Genomic DNA, 16,439 nt, shown 5'->3' with positions numbered 1-16,439 from the left:
GATTTTTTATACTTTTGTATCCGGATTGGGGCAACTCTTTCCAAGACATAAGAAAAAGAAGAAGCGTTATGCTTATCTTGTACTTGAAAACGTAGGAAATTTTCAAATTGGATACAAGGATAGCATAGTGGTTCTCACGCTATAGCGTGGGCTGCTATTGTTACATCCGTATCCAAGGTTTCCTACGACCTTCAAGTAAGAATGTGGCATACAGTTCCACGCTTCTGCGCATATAATAGGTTTTTAGGAACTGGAAGCTATAAAATGGAGATACAATGAAAAATAAAAAATGGTATCTAATTCAGCTGTTGTTAATAGGTATTTTTTGCTTTATTCCATCGTTGATGGTAGGTCAAACCTATAAAATGTACTCTACGAGAAATTACCATAACCAACTTCGTTTAAATACAATGACAGGTGAGGTACAACAAATTCAGGATGATGGACAGTCTTGGGAAATTTGCAGTGCGAGAGAAGTTTCAGGAGATAGAGTGGGACGTTTTTGCCTTTATGAAACACAGAATATGTGGACTTTTATAATGCTTGATACATATACAGGTAAAAATTGGCAAGTCCAATTTAGTGTAAAAGGTGAAGATTATATGTTTGCAGCACCTATCAATATGTTCTCTCTTGCATATCCCGAAACGACTTCAAATTGGACTAATAGGTTTCAGATGTTTAGTACTCAAAACATGTGGACTTTTATACTATTAGATTCATACAATGGACGATTATGGCAAGTTCAATATAGTACACAAGATTTGGATAATCTATTTTGCATACCGATAAATAAATATGAGTTGGTTTCTGATAATGAGAAATGTATTTTTTCTATTCAGCCTTTAACGAGTATGTATCAATATTATCTCATTAATGATAACACTGGGGATATGTGGAAATTTCAGTGGAGTACAAAAGGTGATGATTACAGATGGATTGAAAAATTCTAAAAAATATAATCATGAAAAAGGCTCTATTGTTTATTAGTGGGTTCGTCACAGGAATTGTAGCAACAATCTTAGTCGCAATGTTGATTGCCAACACAAATCAAGCCAACGATGATTTTCCAGGGCTTACACTGTTCTCTGAAAAAGGTGAATGTATAACAACTTCTGGTGAAATAGAAATAATGCAAGTTCTGGCACCGAATGTTGCTTTGGCATGGACTGGTGGGCTCTTCTATTCAGATAGGATATTAGTTCTGCTTATCAATTACGATGACAAATCTTATTATGACGATCAAAAAATAAAAATCCCTTCAGGTAAATGTGCAAGGCAGATAGGAACGTATCGATACACCACTAAAAACGAAATGGTTAAAACTGTTCCAGCTGTTGTAATTGAGTAAATAAACCGTTTAAGAATATGTAATATGAAACCAAGCGTCAACGACTATACCCGAGAAGAAGAATGTGTTTACAAAGACGAAAGATATTCGGTTCGTGATAACGGAGCTGTGTGGCGGCATCCCCGTGAAGGAAAGAGACCACGACCAACTGATTGTCAATGGACTTTCGGTAAACCCAACAGCAAAACAGGGTATATGGAGATTGGTTCGGCGCGTGTTCATATTATTGTGGCGATGGCGTTTTATGGGGCTCAGGACACAAAGGTTTACGTTGTTGATCATATAGATACTAATCGTCAAAACAATCGGATAGAAAATTTACGCTGGCTTACAAGACTTGAAAACGTATTGTTAAATCCTATTTCACGGAAGAAGATGGAATATATCTGTGGTTGTAGTGCAGAGGAATTTCTCGCTAATCCCGAAAAATATCGGAATATGATTCAGTCCGACACCGGCTTCGGATGGATGCGGACTGTTACTAAAGAAGAGGGAGAGCAGTGTTTGAAAAATCTGTTGAAATGGGTTGCGAGCGATAAACAGCCATCAGGTGGCTCAATGGGCGAATGGATTTATAAATCGTTATCTATAAAGTATAATCCTATTGAAGAAATACCAGAAGAACCGAACTATATCATGTCATTAACGCCCAGAGCAGCGCAACGTGACTGGCGCACTCCTTCTGAATTTCCGTGTACTCCACAAGAGGTCGGTGATACTCCACTTGTTACCTATGCCGAGAACCTAAAGAGAAAAGAGGTTTTTGCTCAAAATCAATATGGTGCATCATTGATAATCAATAGCGGATTTTCCGAAGACAGACAAGCACTATATGTGATGACCGAGTCATCCGAAGGTGAGACCGCTATAAAACGCTATGCACTCTCAAGAATCACTTATGAAAATGACCTATTTGTTCATACAGGACACACGTTTTTTACAAAGGAAGGGGCAGAAAAGCAATTTACTCTTGCGCAGGGGTTAGAATGGACTGGCGGAGATTCTATTGATGATTATTGCTGATTTCTATTGTTATCAGCACGCTTTCAAAGATAAATGTATGGGATAGGTATTTAGAATCCACGAAAATTCGTATCTTTGTCACGAGTTATTGGACAGCATAGCACCGCAAAACGCTAAAAATAGCACGATTCCCAAATCGTTACTGCTGTTTTTCAAATACTTTGTTAAGTGTTTATTTCTCAATCGTTTGTACCAAACCGTTGAAAATCTAAAATAAATAAATTCCGTCATGCGTTTGTGCAATAGGTATGACAAGATAAAATAAGAATATAACAATTTAATATCCATGAATAAGCAAAATCTCTGGAAAAGACGAATAAAAAGGGATAAATGTCTTCGTAACGCCTGTCAATAAGGCGTTTGCGGAGCCAAATGAGGACAGTCGAAAAATCGGGGTAACGCAAAGGAAAGCGGATTTATGAAGCAGAACGGTCTCCAAATCGTTACCCGCCGGATGGTGATTTTTAACATACCGTGTTGTATCTGGCAGCTTGTGGCACAGGTTGGCATATCAAGGTCTAACTCGTTGAGTAATAACTTTGCAAACAAAAAACGAGTATGGCAAGAAGCACATTCAAGGTGCTGTTCTACGTGAACGGCAGCAAGGAGAAAAACGGTATTGTCCCCATCATGGGACGGGTTACAATCAACGGGACTGTGGCGCAGTTCAGTTGCAAACAGAGTGTCCCGAAAACGCTTTGGGACATCAAGGGCAACCGGGCTAAAGGCAAGAGCCGCGAGGCACGGGACATCAATCTTGCATTGGACAACATCAAAGCGCAAATCATCAAACATTACCAGCGCATATCCGACCGTGAAGCATTCGTTACGGCTGAAATGGTACGCAATGCCTATCAGGGCATCGGTAGCGAGTATGAGACGCTACTAAAAGCATTCGACCGTGAGAACGAGGTGTTCAAGAAGCGTGTCGGTAAGGACAGGGTGATGGCTACCTATCGGGCACGTGTACGGGCAAGAAACCATGTAGCCGCCTTTATCAAGTCGTTTTACAGGCGCAGCGATATGTCCATGTTGGAACTTACACCCGACTTCATCAAGGAGTTCGCCGCATACCTCTCAACGGAAGCAGGATTGCGGAACGGTTCGATATGGGCAAACTGTATGTGGCTGAAAGGCGTGGTCATGAAAGCGCATTATAACGGACTGATACCGCGCAATCCTTTCATCCAGTTCCATATCAGCCCCAATGTAAAGGAACGCGAGTATCTGACAGAAGATGAACTGAAAGCGGTCATGACACATGAGTTTGCAGACAGCAAGCTCGCATACATCCGTGACATTTTCATCTTTGCCAGTTTCACCGCCTTGTCATTCGTGGACATTCAGGAACTGACGAATGACAACATCGTGGAGGTGAACGGCGAGAAGTGGATATTGTCCAAACGCCACAAGACAAAAGTCCCATTCCAAGTGAAGCTGTTGGATATACCCTTGCAGATAATAGAACGCTACCGACCGATGCAAAAAGACAACCGCATATTCCCTGGCTTGAACTACTGGTCTATCTGCAAACCGTTGAAACGGATGATAAAAGAGTGCGGCATAACAAAGAACATTAGCTTCCACTGCGCCCGTCATGGATTCGCGACGCTGGCTCTCTGCAAGGGTATGCCCATCGAGAGCGTGAGCCGTGTATTAGGACATACGAACATCGTCACGACCCAGATATATGCGAAGATAACCACGCAGAAACTCGACAATGACCTGACGATGTTCGGTGATAAATTGAGCAAGACGTTTAACGGGATAACAATGTCATGAGTATGGAAAGAAACATCATAACAATGGGCGAATCCAACAACATCATCATGCCGGATAATGTTGCTTGTATCTGGATGAGCGAACCGGAATTGGTGGATTTGTTCGGAGTAATAGCCCCGACACTCCGTACTGTCATCAAAGCCGTGTATAAAAGTGGTGTACTGAAAGAATACGAGGTACAGAAGTATATCCAGCAGGAAAACGGCTATCATGCCGATGTGTTCAGTTTTCCGATGATAGTCGCACTTGTTTTCCGCATCAACAGCTTCGGTGCGGAACAGGTACGCAATACCGTTTTTGAAAGGCTGTACTTGCGAAAAGAGAAAACAAACATCTTCTTTTCGCTGGGTATAAATGGAAGGAATACGTCTAATTATCAGGCATAAACCCTAATGATATGACGGCATGAAGTAATGAAACCTATGCGTATTCACATTGCCGACAATGTATTTATACGGATATATGAATAGGCATATTGCCATTCATACGTACGATTACGACAAGTCCGAAGAAGAGCCATTCCGATATGTTCTTTTTCGGGCTTTTTACTTCGTATGTCCTCCGCTATAAAAGAAAATCTTACGTGAGTCACGTGTGGGTTGTTAAACAGACTTCCGGGTATTGCCGAATTTTGCGCCAAACAAACATCTGACAATCATAAAATCAAGATGCCGATGAAGAAAGAAACTACAGAAAGGGAGGAGTTTATCCGTGTAGGTACGACCCTCTACAAGTTAGTGAACCAGCCCCGTCTGAACGGTGGCTATGTGAGGAAGCGTATCGTGTGGAACAACGAGACGTTGCGGCAGGACTACGGCAAGGACTATCTCGCCACCGTGCCGAAGTACGACGGCTTCTGCACCGTCCCCGACCATGTGGACTACCGTCCCGTGGTGGACAAGTTCCTGAACCTCTACGAACCGATAGAGCACCGCCCGCAGCAAGGCGAGTTTCCCTGTATCCGGTCATTGGTGCGCCACATTTTCAGTGAACAGTACGAACTGGGCATGGATTACCTTCAACTGCTCTACCTGAAACCAGTACAGAAACTGCCTATCCTGTTGTTGGTGTCGGAAGAGCGTAACACAGGCAAAAGCACGTTCCTGAACTTCCTGAAAGCCGTGTTTCAGAACAACGTCACGTTCAACACCAACGAGGATTTCCGCAGCCAGTTCAATTCCGACTGGACGGGCAAACTGCTCATCGTAGTGGACGAGGTGCTGCTCAACCGCAGGGAAGACAGCGAGAGGTTGAAGAACCTCAGCACCACACTCTCCTACAAGGTGGAAGCCAAAGGCAAAGACCGTGACGAGATAGCCTTCTTCGCCAAGTTCGTGCTGTGTTCCAACAACGAGTATCTGCCTGTCATCATTGACGCTGGCGAGACACGCTATTGGGTGCGAAAGATAAGCCGCTTGCAATCTGACGATACCAATTTCCTGCAAAAGCTGAAAGCGGAAATCCCGGCTTTCCTGTATCATTTGCAGCACAGGACGATGGCAACGAAAAAAGAAAGCCGGATGTGGTTTGCCCCGTCATTACTGCATACCGAAGCCTTGCAAAAGATTATCCGCAGCAACCGTAACCGTCTGGAAATCGAGATGTGCGAGCTTATACTCGACATCATGGACAGTACAGGCACGGACACGTTCTCATTCTGCTATAACGATATTCTTCTTTTGTTAATACACTCGCAGGTAAAGGTAGAAAAGCACCAAGTCCGGAAAGTCTTGCAGGAGTGCTGGAAGCTCACACCTGCATCCAACGGGCTGACCTATACCACCTACCAGTTCAACTATAATCGGGAGTGTCGATATGAGCCGATAAAAAGAGTCGGTCGTTTCTACACCGTCACAAGGGAACAACTTGAATCCCTATAATACCATTATTCTTTTGTTGAATTGATGAATAAGGATATAATTATGCTGATAATTAACAACATATATTCTCAACAATTTCTCAACAATCAAAAAAAGCTGTTGAGAGAGGAACAACACCCATTTATTGGTTTCTCTTTTGTCGAGCGGTTTGTTGAGAAGATGTTGAGCAGTTATAATACTGTATATAAATATGTTGCACCTATCATTCATCAAATCAACGTTTTTACATCCACTATCAAATCCTCTGTAAAATCATGAACATCCAAGAAGCCAAACAAATCAGAATCGCAGACTATCTGCAAAGTCTGGGCTACACGCCCGTAAAGCAACAGGGAAACAGCCTGTGGTACAAATCCCCGTTCCGACAGGAAACGGAAGCCTCGTTCAAGGTGAACACCGACCGTAACCTGTGGTACGACTTCGGAACAGGCAAGGGAGGAAATATCATCGCGTTGGCACAGGAGCTATACGCATCCGACTATGTGCCTTATCTGCTCAACAAGATAGCGGAACAGGCTCCACACATCCGTCCCGTGTCTTTCTCTTTTCGCCAGCAGGCATCCGAACCGAGTTTCCAACATCTGGAGGTAGGAGAACTTGCCCATCCGGCATTACTTCGCTATTTACAGGAACGGGGTATAAACATCGCTTTGGCAAAGCCGGAATGTAGGGAATTGCACTTCATCCATAACGGCAAGCCCTATTTCGCCATCGGTTTCCCGAACGTGGCGGGAGGATATGAGGTGCGCAACCGTTTCTTCAAGGGCTGCATCGCACCGAAGGACATCAGCCATATCCGGCAACATGGAGAGCCAAGAGAGAAATGCCTCGTGTTCGAGGGCATGATGGACTATCTTTCCTTCCTCACGTTGCGGATGAAGAACTGCCCGACCATGCCCAACCTTGACAGGCAGGATTACGTCATCCTCAATTCCGTCTCCAATGTTTCCAAAGCCATAGATGCGTTTCACGGGTATGGGCGCATTCACTGCCTGCTCGACAATGACGAGGCAGGAAGAAACGCATACCGGGAACTGGAGAGGGAGTTTGCCGGATGCATTCGCGACTTCTCCGACAACTACAACGGACACAAAGACCTGAACGATTACCTGTGCGGGAAACGGCAAAATTTGACCGTCAATCCACCGCCACGAACCATCGTAAAACCGAAAAAGAAAGGATTGGGATTGTGACATTCCGAATGAGAAAAACGGGAGCTGCCCGAAACTTATTCTTCGAGGATTGGGAGGTAGCAAGTTTGTGTTTCGGGTGTACCGAAACCACCTGCTTCCCACCATCCAAGTTGCAGGAGGTGGTATCCCGTTGGTCTATGCAGTATATATAGTATTCACAGTCACAATATTGGAAATGGAACACAAGGAACGTAACAAGGGCGGTCGCCCAAAGAAAGGAGCGACCGACAAACTGAAATACCGTGTCTCTGTGAAGATGGTGGCAGCCGACTACTTCCGCCTGCTGACACAGGCGCATGAGGCGGGTGTATCACCGAGCGAATATATGAGGGAATGTTTCCGAAACGGTCATGTGCAAGAACGGCTGTCGGAGGAACATGCCGGGTACATCCGACAGCTTTGCGGCATGGCGAACAACCTCAACCAGCTTGCACGCAAAGCGAACGCCGGAGGCTTCCACGATGAACAGAGGGACTGCAAGGTGGCGGTGGCAAGGATTCACGAACTTTTAACCAAGATAGGGATATGATGGCGAAAATCACAAAGGGAAGCGACTTCAAGGGTGTGGTGGACTACATCCTTGACAAAGACAAGGGTACACAGATGGTGGCATATGACGGCTTATTCATGGAAAATAAAGATACCATTGCCATGAGTTTCAATGCACAGTCGCAAATGAATGGTAAAGTTTCAAAACCAGTCGGACACATCGCGTTGAGTTTTTCCAAAGAGGATGAGCCACGTCTGACGAACCGTGTCATGGCAAGCATCGCGCTTGAATACATGGAGCGGATGGGCATCCGTGACACGCAGTTCTTCATCGCCCGTCACTTCGACAAGAAGCATCCGCACGTGCATATCGCGTATAACCGAATCGACAACAACGGCAATACCATTTCGGACAGGAACGAGCGGTTGCGCAGTAGCCGTATCTGCAAGGAGCTAACCATGAAACATGGCTTACACATGGCAGACGGCAAGGATAACGTCAAGCGTGAGCGGCTGAAAGAGCCGGACAGGACGAAATATGAGCTTTACGACATCCTTAAATCCGAGGTCGGCAGGTGCGGCAACTGGAACGTGCTTGTAGCCAACTTGAAACGGCTTGGAGTGGAAGTGCATTTCAAGCACAAGGGGCAGACCAACGAAATACAGGGCATTGTCTTCACCAAGAACGGCTACCATTTCAACGGTTCCAAAGTGGACAGACGTTTCAGCTATTCCAAGATTGATGCTGCCTTACAGCGCAACAGGTATGGGGAACGCATGAATCTGATACCGAAAGTCTGTACAACAGATACGCCAAACGCAACTTCCGATGCAGCAAGAGGAGAACTTGTCAGCGGTTCATTAGAATTGCTAAACGGTCACGGTTCATCCTGTAACGCCACCGATGCGGAAGCCAATCTGGAAATGGCGGAGATTCTTCGCAGGAAAAAGAAACGCAAACGGGGAATAAGATTGTAATATGAATTTTTCTAAATAGGACTGGTGTGTTGGAACAGGAAATACGGTTCATCTCTGCGGACCGTATTTCTTCTCAAATAAATCTTGATTGATTTCACCCCATTCAATCATAGCGTCAAGGATGGGAAGCAAGGAGCGGCCAAGTTCCGTGATGGAATATTCTGACCGCGGCGGCAGTTCCGGGTAAATGGTTTTAGCCACCAACCCGTCTTCCACCAACTCTTTTAGCTGGAGGTCCAGTACTCGTGGCGCAGCTTCGGGCAAGACCTTGTGAAGTTCACTTGGTCGCATGGAGGTATCACGCAATTCATCCAAGATACATGATTTCCATTTGGAATCTATCAAACTCATTGTCAACCGTAACGGGCAACTTAAATCGACAGGTATTTTTCTTTCGTACATAATTTCTATTCTTTGGAACTCTGCAAAGGTAACTATAATTTATCTGAAACAAAGTATACCGAAAAATTATTCGGTATATGAATATTTTTTCAGTACTTGTGGGAATAAGAACTACCCTGTAACTTTACAAGCAATTAAGGAACAAAACATTTTATCATGAGAGATTCAATCAAAGAATACGAGGCAGTGCAGGCCGCTGCCATGAAATTTGTGGAGAGTGTGGCAAAAGGCGACAGCCGATATGCCCGCGAGTTGTTTACCGATGATGCCGTGCTGTTCGGCTTCCTTGATGGGATGTTGGAACGCGGTTCCATCGAACAGTTCTACCGCAATGTGGATACCGTCAGCGGCGGCGAGGAATTCAAGGCCCGTGTTGATGTGGTGGCGGTGGAAGAAACGCTTGCTGTAGTCCGTGTACTGGAGGAGGGCTGGGGAGGTCGTATCGACTTTACCGACTATCTGCTTCTGCTAAAAATAGACGGCGAATGGAAGTGCGTGGCAAAAGCCTATAATCAAAACTCGAATACCATTCAAAAGAAATAAGAATCATGGGAAAGAAAATTGTCATATTGAACGGAAGCCCACGACTGAAAGGCAATACGGCTGGGCTGATAGAGGCCTTCAAGCAAGGTGCGAAAGAAGCTGGGCATACGATGGAGGTGTTTAATTTGCAACGGATGGACATCCATCCCTGTCTGGGGTGTCTGGGCGGCGGTAAAGACAGACAAAGCCCTTGTGTACAAAAGGATGATATGGCGAAGATTTATCCGCATTACGAAACGGCAGATGTGTTGGTGCTGGCATCGCCGATGTATTATTGGAGCATCACGGCACAACTAAAAGCTGTAATCGACCGCCTGTTTGCCGTGACGGAAAAAAGTCCCGAATACCACACCCCCATGCAGCACTGCGTACTGCTCATGGCGGCAGAGGGCGACACGCCGGACAATTTCGAGCCGGTCGAGCATTATTACCATGCCTTGCTCCGCCATCTCGGTTGGGAGAACCTTGGTGAAGTCTATGCCGGCGGTGTGATGCAGGTGGGCGACATTGCCGGACATCCTTCGTTGGCAAAAGCATATAATTTAGGTAAGACCATCTGAAAGAAGCGCGTATGAAAGTATTGCTCATCAACGGCAGCTCCAACAAGGAGGGCTGCACCTATACCGCCCTGCATGAAGTTGAAATGGTCTTGTGGCGGCACGGGATTGAAACGGAGTTGCTCTACCTCGGCAAGAAGCCGGTAGCCGGATGTATCGCCTGCATGAAATGCATCGAGACCGGGCATTGCTTCCGCGATGATGCCGTCAAGGAGATTCAAGGTAGGCTTGCGGAGTTCGATGCCATCATTCTCGGTTCGCCCGTCTATTACAGCCAGCCTACGGGGCAGATAACGTCATTCTGCCAGCGGCTTTTCTTCTGCAAGGAGGGCGAAATGGCAGGCAAGTTCGGTGCATCGGTCGTGTCGTGCCGCCGTGGCGGTGCTTCTGCCACGTTCGAGCAGCTCAACCAGTTTTTCACCATCTCCAATATGCCCGTTGTCTCTTCGCAATATTGGAACTCCGTACACGGATTCACCCCGGAAGATGTCCGCAAAGACGAAGAAGGGTTGCAGACGATGCGCTCCCTTGGCGAAAATATGGCTTGGCTGCTGAAGAGCAGGGAAGCAGCCATTAAGCAAGGCATAGAAGCACCTGTTTATGAGCCAAGATTGCGTACACATTTTATTCAGAACAAATAAAAAACGGAAAACATGAAAACGATAACATTATTGGCAGCATGTTGCATGACATTGCTGGCCACCATCCCGGCATCAGCCCAAAACAACGGCGAATCCGATATGTAAACTCCAAGAACAATGTTCACCCTCAGCATCTTGTCCAAACCTTGAAATGGCGGGGATAGTCAAAGCTATTGAGTATTATATAGATGGCGGACGAAAAGGAGATAGCCAAATCGCACGCAAGGGATTTGCTGAAAACGCTACCATGTCGTGGTCTGAGAACGGAAAATTAAAAAGCGTCCCTATTCAGGAGCTGTATGACCTGTATGACCAGCCGCAGAAACCCGATGGTGGTGTTTCGTATAAAATATCATCGTGCAGTGTCGCCGAAGACGTTGCCATAGTGCGTATTGAATCCAAATTCGGATACAATGAGTTTTCCGATATGTTTACACTCGTAAAAGACGGCGACGGTTGGAAGATAATCAGCAAAGTCTATCATAAAAAGTGACGTTATGGAAGAGAGTATCAAGGGAATACTCGAAGCAATCGAATACTATATCGATGGCGCACGCAAAAGCGACCGTAGTATAGTTGCCAAAGCTTTTGCCGATGACACAACCATGTCGTGGTCAGAAAATGGGGAACTTCGCATTGTACCCATTGAGGCTCTGTATGATTATGGAGACTCGCTCGGCCCGTAGGAGGTGGCGTATAGCCTGACGGAGTGTAGCGCAACGGAAGATACGGCGATTGTCCGTATAGAGTCCGATTTCAGTAAAGCAGGAAAGTTTACTGATATGTTCACGATGGTGAAAATTGGTGACAGATGGAAAATAGTAAGCATAATCTATCACATAAAAAAGAAAAATGAAGAATAGTCTCAAAACGATATTCGGCATATTTGCTTGTTGTTTGTTTGCCGCTTGCAGCTCTTCTTCCGCAGAAACGGCAAAGAAAGAAGGGCAATCTGCCGAAGGAAAGGAATGGCAGACAATCAAGCCTACGAATGTGAAGAATGCAGTTCAATTGTTCGATAAGGACTGGATGGCTCTTGCAGTTGGGACAAACGGTGACATGAACGCCATGACGATAAGCTGGAGCGGCATGGGCGAACTTTGGGGGCGACCCGTCGTGACGGTATATGTTTCTACCGACCGTTATACACACTCCTTCATGGAACGCAATGATTATTTCACCGTCACCGGTTTTCCGGCAGATAAGAAACAGGCTTTGCAAGTCATAGGGACACGCTCCGGACGTGACGGTGACAAATTGAAGGTTGCAGGGCTGACTCCGGAATTTACAGAATTGGGAAATCCCATATTTAAGGAAGCAAACCTTGCCATTGAGTGCAAGATTATATATAGTGCACCATTCGACATTGACAAGATGTCTCCCGAAGCCAGAAAGATTTATGACCAAGGCATGGGAGTTCATACAATGTATATCGGAGAGATTGTAAATGTATGGTGCAAATAATTATTATACAATGGGATTAGTATTCCAGCCATTCATGCAAGTAGCCCGACTTGAATTTACGAGTTGGGCCACTTATTTTTGAGTGTTGTCCAACCAAGTGGCAACGAATACATGACGAAAATAATCATCATAGAAGACAATCCCACATACAATACTTTCATCAGCAAGTTCTTGGCAAAGGCGGGATTCAAGAGCATACAGGTTCATCGCCTTTTTACTGCCAAAAAACATTTGCTGGAAGCCGGGGATGATGACATCGTATTGGCCGCTCTGCGCTTGTCCGATGGCGAAAGCACGGAGCTTTTAAGGTGGATGAAAGACAACGACCGATTGTTACCGTTCATCATCATGACAAACTATGCCGAGGTACATACGGCTGTGGAATGCATGAGACTCGGCTCGATTGACTACATACCCAAACTTCTGATTGAGGACAGGCTGTTACCGCTTCTCCATACCATTGTCAAAGAGCAGGAAGAGAAGCGGGAATTTCAGAACCGTATATTTATCCGTCAAGGTACGGCATATCAGAATATGCTGAAACGCATCCGGTTGGTGGCACCGACCCGTTTGAATGTACTTGTGCTTGGCGAAAGCGGCACAGGCAAAGAGCACATCGCCCGCCAAATCCACCTCCAAAGCAAATTGGCTGCCAAGCCTTTCGTAGCCGTGGACTGCGGCTCGCTTACCCCCTCACTGGCTCCGTCCGCATTTTTTGGGCATGTCAAAGGAGCGTTCACAGGTGCGGATTACAACGTGAACGGTTACTTTCAAGAGGCGAATGGCGGCACGCTGTTCCTTGACGAAATTGGAAACCTGCCTATGGAAACGCAACAGATGTTGTTGCGGGCCATACAGGAAAACTGTTACCGTCCGGTCGGAGCAAAGGAGAACAAAAACACGAACATACGGATTGTATCAGCCACGAACGAGGATTTGCAGCGAGCAATCAAAGAACGGCGTTTCCGACAGGATTTGTTCTATCGTTTGCAAGGTTATGTGATAACCGCCCCTCCGTTGCGTGACTGCCCGGAGGACATCATGCCGTTGGCCGGATTCTTTCGGGAAGTCTCCAATCGGGAACTTGAACGAGCTGTCAAAGGCTTCGACTGTTCCGCACGGGAAGCCCTGCTTCTTTACACATGGCCGGGCAACGTGCGTGAGTTGAAACAGAAAATACAGAGAGCGGTTCTGCAAGCAGAAAGTGACATGATAACCGAAGCGGATTTGGAGCTGGACTATGAAACCATTGCATCTACCCCCGGCTGTTTTGCCCTAAGAAGCGATGAGGAGGAAAAGGAGCGTATCATACGGGCATTGGAACATACGAACGGAAACAAGATTCTTGCAGCCAAACTGCTCGGCATAGGCAGGACAACGCTATACACCAAAATGGAGAAATACGAGATAACGATAAAAAAGACCATCCGATAAAAATGTACAGGCGATGTTGCCCTGTTTCCGATTTTTATTACTACTTTTGCATCAAGACGAGTGACATTGACAGCAACTTACAGCAAAGCGCAGAAACAGGCACAGTTGCCAATTCGTTACCTCTATTTTAACCTTTCTCTCAAACCTCTTATAAATAAAGAGGTTATAAAAGTCTTCCAGAATTACTGAAAAACTTTGTCGGACATTACTCGGTTTGCTAATTCCACTCCTGTTCCTGGCTTGCTCTCCCAAAGAACGTATCAAGCTGGACGGTGGAACTTTCAACATCGACGGGAAAGACATACAATTGATTTGTGGCGAAATGCATTATGCCCGTATCCCTCACGAATATTGGCGCGACCGCCTGAAAAGAGCCCGTGCGATGGGGCTGAACACCATATCGGTTTATGTCTTTTGGAATTTCCATGAGAGCCAACCCGGTGAGTTTGATTTTAGTGGACAGGCGGATGTAGCCGAATTTGTCCGTCTCGCACAGGAAGAGGATTTGTATGTGATACTTCGTCCGGGACCTTATGCCTGTGCGGAGTGGGACTTCGGTGGTTATCCTTCCTGGCTCCTGAAGGAAAAGGATATGGTTTATCGTAGCAAGGACGCCCGTTTCCTGCAATATTGCGAACGGTACATCAAGGCGCTTGGTGAACAACTGGCTCCGCTGACTATCAACAATGGCGGTAACATACTGATGGTACAGGTGGAAAACGAGTACGGCTCTTACGATGCGGATAAGGAATATCTGGCTGCTCTCCGCGATATGATAAAGGAGGCGGGATTTAATGTCCCGTTGTTTACTTGCGATGGTGGCGGACAGGTTGAGGCCGGACATATCGACGGGGCGTTGCCCACATTGAACGGTGTATTCAGCGAAGATATTTTTAAGATTATAGACAAATATCATCCGGGTGGCCCGTATTTCGTGGCAGAATTTTATCCGGCATGGTTTGATGTGTGGGGACAGTATCATTCGACGGTCGATTATAAGCGTCCGGCGGAACAACTGGACTGGATGTTGGCGCATGGCGTGTCGGTCAGTATGTATATGTTTCACGGCGGAACCAACTTCTGGTACACCAATGGGGCGAATACTGCCGGCGGCTATCGTCCGCAGCCGACAAGCTATGATTACGACGCGCCGTTGGGCGAATGGGGAAACTGCTACCCCAAGTATCATGCTTTCAGAGAAGTGATTCAGAAATACTTGCCCGAGGGAACGGTATTGCCGGATGTGCCTGCCGACAACCCGACCACCTCTTTTGCCACGATTGAACTTAAGGAGAGTGCTCCGTTGAGCGCCGCCTTCCATCAGGCAACCCAATCGGAGAATGTGCTTTCGATGGAAGACTTGGGTGTCGATTTCGGTTATATACATTATCAGACTACTATCAATAAGGCAGGCAAGCAAAAACTGATTGTACAGGATTTGCGCGACTACGCCGTGATTCTGGTAGACGGCAAGCAGGTGGCAAGCCTTGACCGCCGCTACAACCAGAATCATGTGACACTCGACATTCAGAACGTCCCTGCCACGTTGGAGATATTGGTCGAGAACTCTGGCCGCGTCAATTACGGTCCCGACATACAGTTCAACCGGAAAGGCATTACGAACCAGGTGTTGTGGGGCGACGAAAAGCTGACCGGATGGTCCATCACTCCCTTGCCGCTTTATAAGGAAGATGTGTCGGCACTCTCCTTCGGCGCAGGCATCGAGGGCAAACCAGCTTTCCATCGGGGTGTCTTTACCGTTGGGAAGAAAGGAGATTGCTTTGTCGATATGAGTCGTTGGGGGAAAGGTGCTGTTTGGGTGAACGGCAAGTCTTTGGGACGTTTCTGGAACATCGGTCCCCAGCAGACGTTATACTTGCCTGCTCCGTGGCTGAAGGAAGGCGAGAATGAAATCGTGGTTTTTGAAATGGAAGATACCGGCAATCGTTCGTTGCAGGGGGTAGACCGTCCCATACTCGACAGCTTAGGAACGGATAAGAACTATCGTCAGGGACAACGCCGTGCCGTGCAGGGAATTCCGATTCTTGACGAAGGCGACATCACTTTGGGGGCCACCATACAGGAATCCAACGATTGGCAGCAGTTTGATTTTCCCGTAGCTGCCACGCTTCGCCATTTTTGCATCGAAACGCTTTCTTCTTATACCGACGACTGCCAGGCCTGCATCTCGGAGGTTGAATTGCTTGACGATAAGGGACAGCCGATTGATAAGACGAAGTGGGAAGTCGTTTACGTAAGCAGCGAACAGGCTGACAAGAACCTGGGGGTAGGAGAGAACCTCTGCGATGGCGATGTCTCTTCTTTCTGGCATACGGATGCATCGGTCACTTCCGCCCATCCCCATCAGATTATCCTGGATATGAAAGAGATATATAAGGTATCTGCCTTGCGGGTGAAAGTGCGCGAAGGTTCATTCTTATCCGGCAAAGTGAAGGATATCCGACTCTACACCCGTCCTCAATTCTTTTTGTTTCGTCAATAGGTAATAGGATTTACATACTTTTTGTCTGCCCTTTCCCCACGTTTTTTCTCTGTTTTTGAGATAGACTCGGGGAAAGGGCTTTTCTTTTTTCCTTCTCTTCCAACTTGATTAAAAAAATCTTTCATGCTTCTCCTTCCCCTTCCTTTTTCTTCAAAACGTCTTATTTTCTTCCTCATAAACAGTTAGTTACAGCTTATAT

Annotated in this window: 18 protein-coding genes and 1 pseudogene; 17 read left to right on the top strand and 2 right to left on the bottom strand. The window is 46.3% G+C overall.

All coding sequences use genetic code 11. The features are described from left to right. Positions 1-275: 275 nt before the first annotated feature. From QZ331_RS02565 to QZ331_RS02525, 9 genes are all read left to right on the top strand, one after another. On the top strand, positions 276-953 hold the full coding sequence (locus tag QZ331_RS02565) for a hypothetical protein (RefSeq protein WP_229127972.1): 678 nt from the start codon (positions 276-278) through the stop codon (positions 951-953). An 11-nt stretch (positions 954-964) separates the two neighbouring features. Next, positions 965-1,351: a hypothetical protein gene (locus tag QZ331_RS02560; protein WP_118774170.1), complete on the top strand. Its 387-nt coding sequence runs from the start codon at positions 965-967 to the stop codon at positions 1,349-1,351. A gap of 24 nt (positions 1,352-1,375) precedes the next feature. Next, positions 1,376-2,374 carry an HNH endonuclease signature motif containing protein gene (locus tag QZ331_RS02555; RefSeq protein WP_294627784.1) on the top strand — a complete coding sequence of 333 codons (999 nt, stop codon included), beginning with the start codon at positions 1,376-1,378 and terminating at the stop codon, positions 2,372-2,374. A 558-nt stretch (positions 2,375-2,932) separates the two neighbouring features. Then, positions 2,933-4,156 carry a site-specific integrase gene (locus QZ331_RS02550; protein ID WP_294627783.1) on the top strand — a complete coding sequence of 408 codons (1,224 nt, stop codon included), beginning with the start codon at positions 2,933-2,935 and terminating at the stop codon, positions 4,154-4,156. After that, positions 4,153-4,542, top strand: coding sequence for a hypothetical protein (locus QZ331_RS02545; protein ID WP_294627781.1), 390 nt, complete (start codon positions 4,153-4,155; stop codon positions 4,540-4,542). The genes QZ331_RS02550 and QZ331_RS02545 overlap by 4 nt, the downstream gene beginning before the upstream one ends. 288 nt (positions 4,543-4,830) lie before the next feature. Continuing rightward, positions 4,831-6,036, top strand: coding sequence for a primase-helicase family protein (locus QZ331_RS02540; protein WP_294627780.1), 1,206 nt, complete (start codon positions 4,831-4,833; stop codon positions 6,034-6,036). 254 nt (positions 6,037-6,290) lie between these two features. Beyond that, entirely contained in the window at positions 6,291-7,229 is a 939-nt protein-coding gene (locus QZ331_RS02535) for a toprim domain-containing protein (protein WP_294627778.1), read from the top strand. A 175-nt stretch (positions 7,230-7,404) separates the two neighbouring features. Next, on the top strand, positions 7,405-7,758 hold the full coding sequence (locus tag QZ331_RS02530; RefSeq protein ID WP_294627989.1) for a MobC family plasmid mobilization relaxosome protein: 354 nt from the start codon (positions 7,405-7,407) through the stop codon (positions 7,756-7,758). Next, positions 7,755-8,696, top strand: coding sequence for a relaxase/mobilization nuclease domain-containing protein (locus tag QZ331_RS02525; protein ID WP_294627776.1), 942 nt, complete (start codon positions 7,755-7,757; stop codon positions 8,694-8,696). The genes QZ331_RS02530 and QZ331_RS02525 overlap by 4 nt, the downstream gene beginning before the upstream one ends. A gap of 48 nt (positions 8,697-8,744) precedes the next feature. Here QZ331_RS02525 and QZ331_RS02520 read toward each other — a convergent pair whose 3' ends face one another. Then, positions 8,745-9,098: a helix-turn-helix domain-containing protein gene (locus QZ331_RS02520; protein WP_288874303.1), complete on the bottom strand. Its 354-nt coding sequence runs from the start codon at positions 9,096-9,098 to the stop codon at positions 8,745-8,747. A gap of 156 nt (positions 9,099-9,254) precedes the next feature. Between QZ331_RS02520 and QZ331_RS02515 the strand changes: the two genes are divergently transcribed. From QZ331_RS02515 to QZ331_RS02480, 8 genes and pseudogenes are all read left to right on the top strand, one after another. Then, a complete protein-coding gene (locus tag QZ331_RS02515; RefSeq protein ID WP_288874305.1) occupies positions 9,255-9,641 on the top strand; it encodes a nuclear transport factor 2 family protein in 387 nt (128 codons plus the stop codon). A 5-nt stretch (positions 9,642-9,646) separates the two neighbouring features. Beyond that, positions 9,647-10,201 (top strand): NAD(P)H-dependent oxidoreductase, encoded by a 555-nt coding sequence (locus tag QZ331_RS02510; protein ID WP_288874306.1) that lies wholly within the window; start codon positions 9,647-9,649, stop codon positions 10,199-10,201. An 11-nt stretch (positions 10,202-10,212) separates the two neighbouring features. Next, positions 10,213-10,839 (top strand): flavodoxin family protein, encoded by a 627-nt coding sequence (locus tag QZ331_RS02505; protein WP_294627771.1) that lies wholly within the window; start codon positions 10,213-10,215, stop codon positions 10,837-10,839. Positions 10,840-10,990: 151 nt separating this feature from the next. After that, the gene (locus tag QZ331_RS02500; protein ID WP_294627769.1) at positions 10,991-11,332 is read left to right on the top strand and encodes a nuclear transport factor 2 family protein; all 342 of its coding nucleotides are present in this window, start codon (positions 10,991-10,993) and stop codon (positions 11,330-11,332) included. 4 nt (positions 11,333-11,336) lie between these two features. Further along, a pseudogene (locus QZ331_RS02495) lies at positions 11,337-11,702 on the top strand (nuclear transport factor 2 family protein). Further along, positions 11,692-12,303, top strand: coding sequence for a flavin reductase family protein (locus QZ331_RS02490; RefSeq protein ID WP_294627767.1), 612 nt, complete (start codon positions 11,692-11,694; stop codon positions 12,301-12,303). Before QZ331_RS02495 ends, QZ331_RS02490 begins: the two are co-directional and overlap by 11 nt. Positions 12,304-12,414: 111 nt before the next feature. Continuing rightward, positions 12,415-13,737 (top strand): sigma-54 dependent transcriptional regulator, encoded by a 1,323-nt coding sequence (locus QZ331_RS02485; protein WP_294627766.1) that lies wholly within the window; start codon positions 12,415-12,417, stop codon positions 13,735-13,737. Positions 13,738-13,918: 181 nt separating this feature from the next. Beyond that, on the top strand, positions 13,919-16,240 hold the full coding sequence (locus QZ331_RS02480) for a beta-galactosidase (protein ID WP_365975777.1): 2,322 nt from the start codon (positions 13,919-13,921) through the stop codon (positions 16,238-16,240). On the opposite strand, the gene QZ331_RS02475 is transcribed toward QZ331_RS02480, so the two are convergent. Continuing rightward, entirely contained in the window at positions 16,234-16,416 is a 183-nt protein-coding gene (locus QZ331_RS02475) for a hypothetical protein (RefSeq protein WP_294627762.1), read from the bottom strand. The two genes, QZ331_RS02480 and QZ331_RS02475, sit on opposite strands and share 7 nt — an antisense overlap. Between the last annotated feature and the right edge of the window lie 23 nt (positions 16,417-16,439).

The organism is uncultured Bacteroides sp. (assembly GCF_910586915.1).
In the GTDB taxonomy this organism is placed as follows: domain Bacteria; phylum Bacteroidota; class Bacteroidia; order Bacteroidales; family Bacteroidaceae; genus Bacteroides.
This window is presented reverse-complemented; position numbering and strand designations above follow the sequence as displayed.

Excerpts from the sequence above, each read along its gene's own strand:
- QZ331_RS02565 (WP_229127972.1), top strand. The coding sequence starts at position 276 with ATGAAAAATAAAAAATGGTATCTAATTCAGCTGTTGTTAATAGGTATT.
- QZ331_RS02560 (WP_118774170.1), top strand. The coding sequence starts at position 965 with ATGAAAAAGGCTCTATTGTTTATTAGTGGGTTCGTCACAGGAATTGTA.
- QZ331_RS02555 (WP_294627784.1), top strand. The coding sequence starts at position 1,376 with ATGAAACCAAGCGTCAACGACTATACCCGAGAAGAAGAATGTGTTTAC.
- QZ331_RS02550 (WP_294627783.1), top strand. The coding sequence starts at position 2,933 with ATGGCAAGAAGCACATTCAAGGTGCTGTTCTACGTGAACGGCAGCAAG.
- QZ331_RS02545 (WP_294627781.1), top strand. The coding sequence starts at position 4,153 with ATGAGTATGGAAAGAAACATCATAACAATGGGCGAATCCAACAACATC.
- QZ331_RS02540 (WP_294627780.1), top strand. The coding sequence starts at position 4,831 with ATGAAGAAAGAAACTACAGAAAGGGAGGAGTTTATCCGTGTAGGTACG.
- QZ331_RS02535 (WP_294627778.1), top strand. The coding sequence starts at position 6,291 with ATGAACATCCAAGAAGCCAAACAAATCAGAATCGCAGACTATCTGCAA.
- QZ331_RS02530 (WP_294627989.1), top strand. The coding sequence starts at position 7,405 with ATGGAACACAAGGAACGTAACAAGGGCGGTCGCCCAAAGAAAGGAGCG.
- QZ331_RS02525 (WP_294627776.1), top strand. The coding sequence starts at position 7,755 with ATGATGGCGAAAATCACAAAGGGAAGCGACTTCAAGGGTGTGGTGGAC.
- QZ331_RS02520 (WP_288874303.1), bottom strand. The coding sequence starts at position 9,098 with ATGTACGAAAGAAAAATACCTGTCGATTTAAGTTGCCCGTTACGGTTG.
- QZ331_RS02515 (WP_288874305.1), top strand. The coding sequence starts at position 9,255 with ATGAGAGATTCAATCAAAGAATACGAGGCAGTGCAGGCCGCTGCCATG.
- QZ331_RS02510 (WP_288874306.1), top strand. The coding sequence starts at position 9,647 with ATGGGAAAGAAAATTGTCATATTGAACGGAAGCCCACGACTGAAAGGC.
- QZ331_RS02505 (WP_294627771.1), top strand. The coding sequence starts at position 10,213 with ATGAAAGTATTGCTCATCAACGGCAGCTCCAACAAGGAGGGCTGCACC.
- QZ331_RS02500 (WP_294627769.1), top strand. The coding sequence starts at position 10,991 with ATGGCGGGGATAGTCAAAGCTATTGAGTATTATATAGATGGCGGACGA.
- QZ331_RS02490 (WP_294627767.1), top strand. The coding sequence starts at position 11,692 with ATGAAGAATAGTCTCAAAACGATATTCGGCATATTTGCTTGTTGTTTG.
- QZ331_RS02485 (WP_294627766.1), top strand. The coding sequence starts at position 12,415 with ATGACGAAAATAATCATCATAGAAGACAATCCCACATACAATACTTTC.
- QZ331_RS02475 (WP_294627762.1), bottom strand. The coding sequence starts at position 16,416 with ATGAGGAAGAAAATAAGACGTTTTGAAGAAAAAGGAAGGGGAAGGAGA.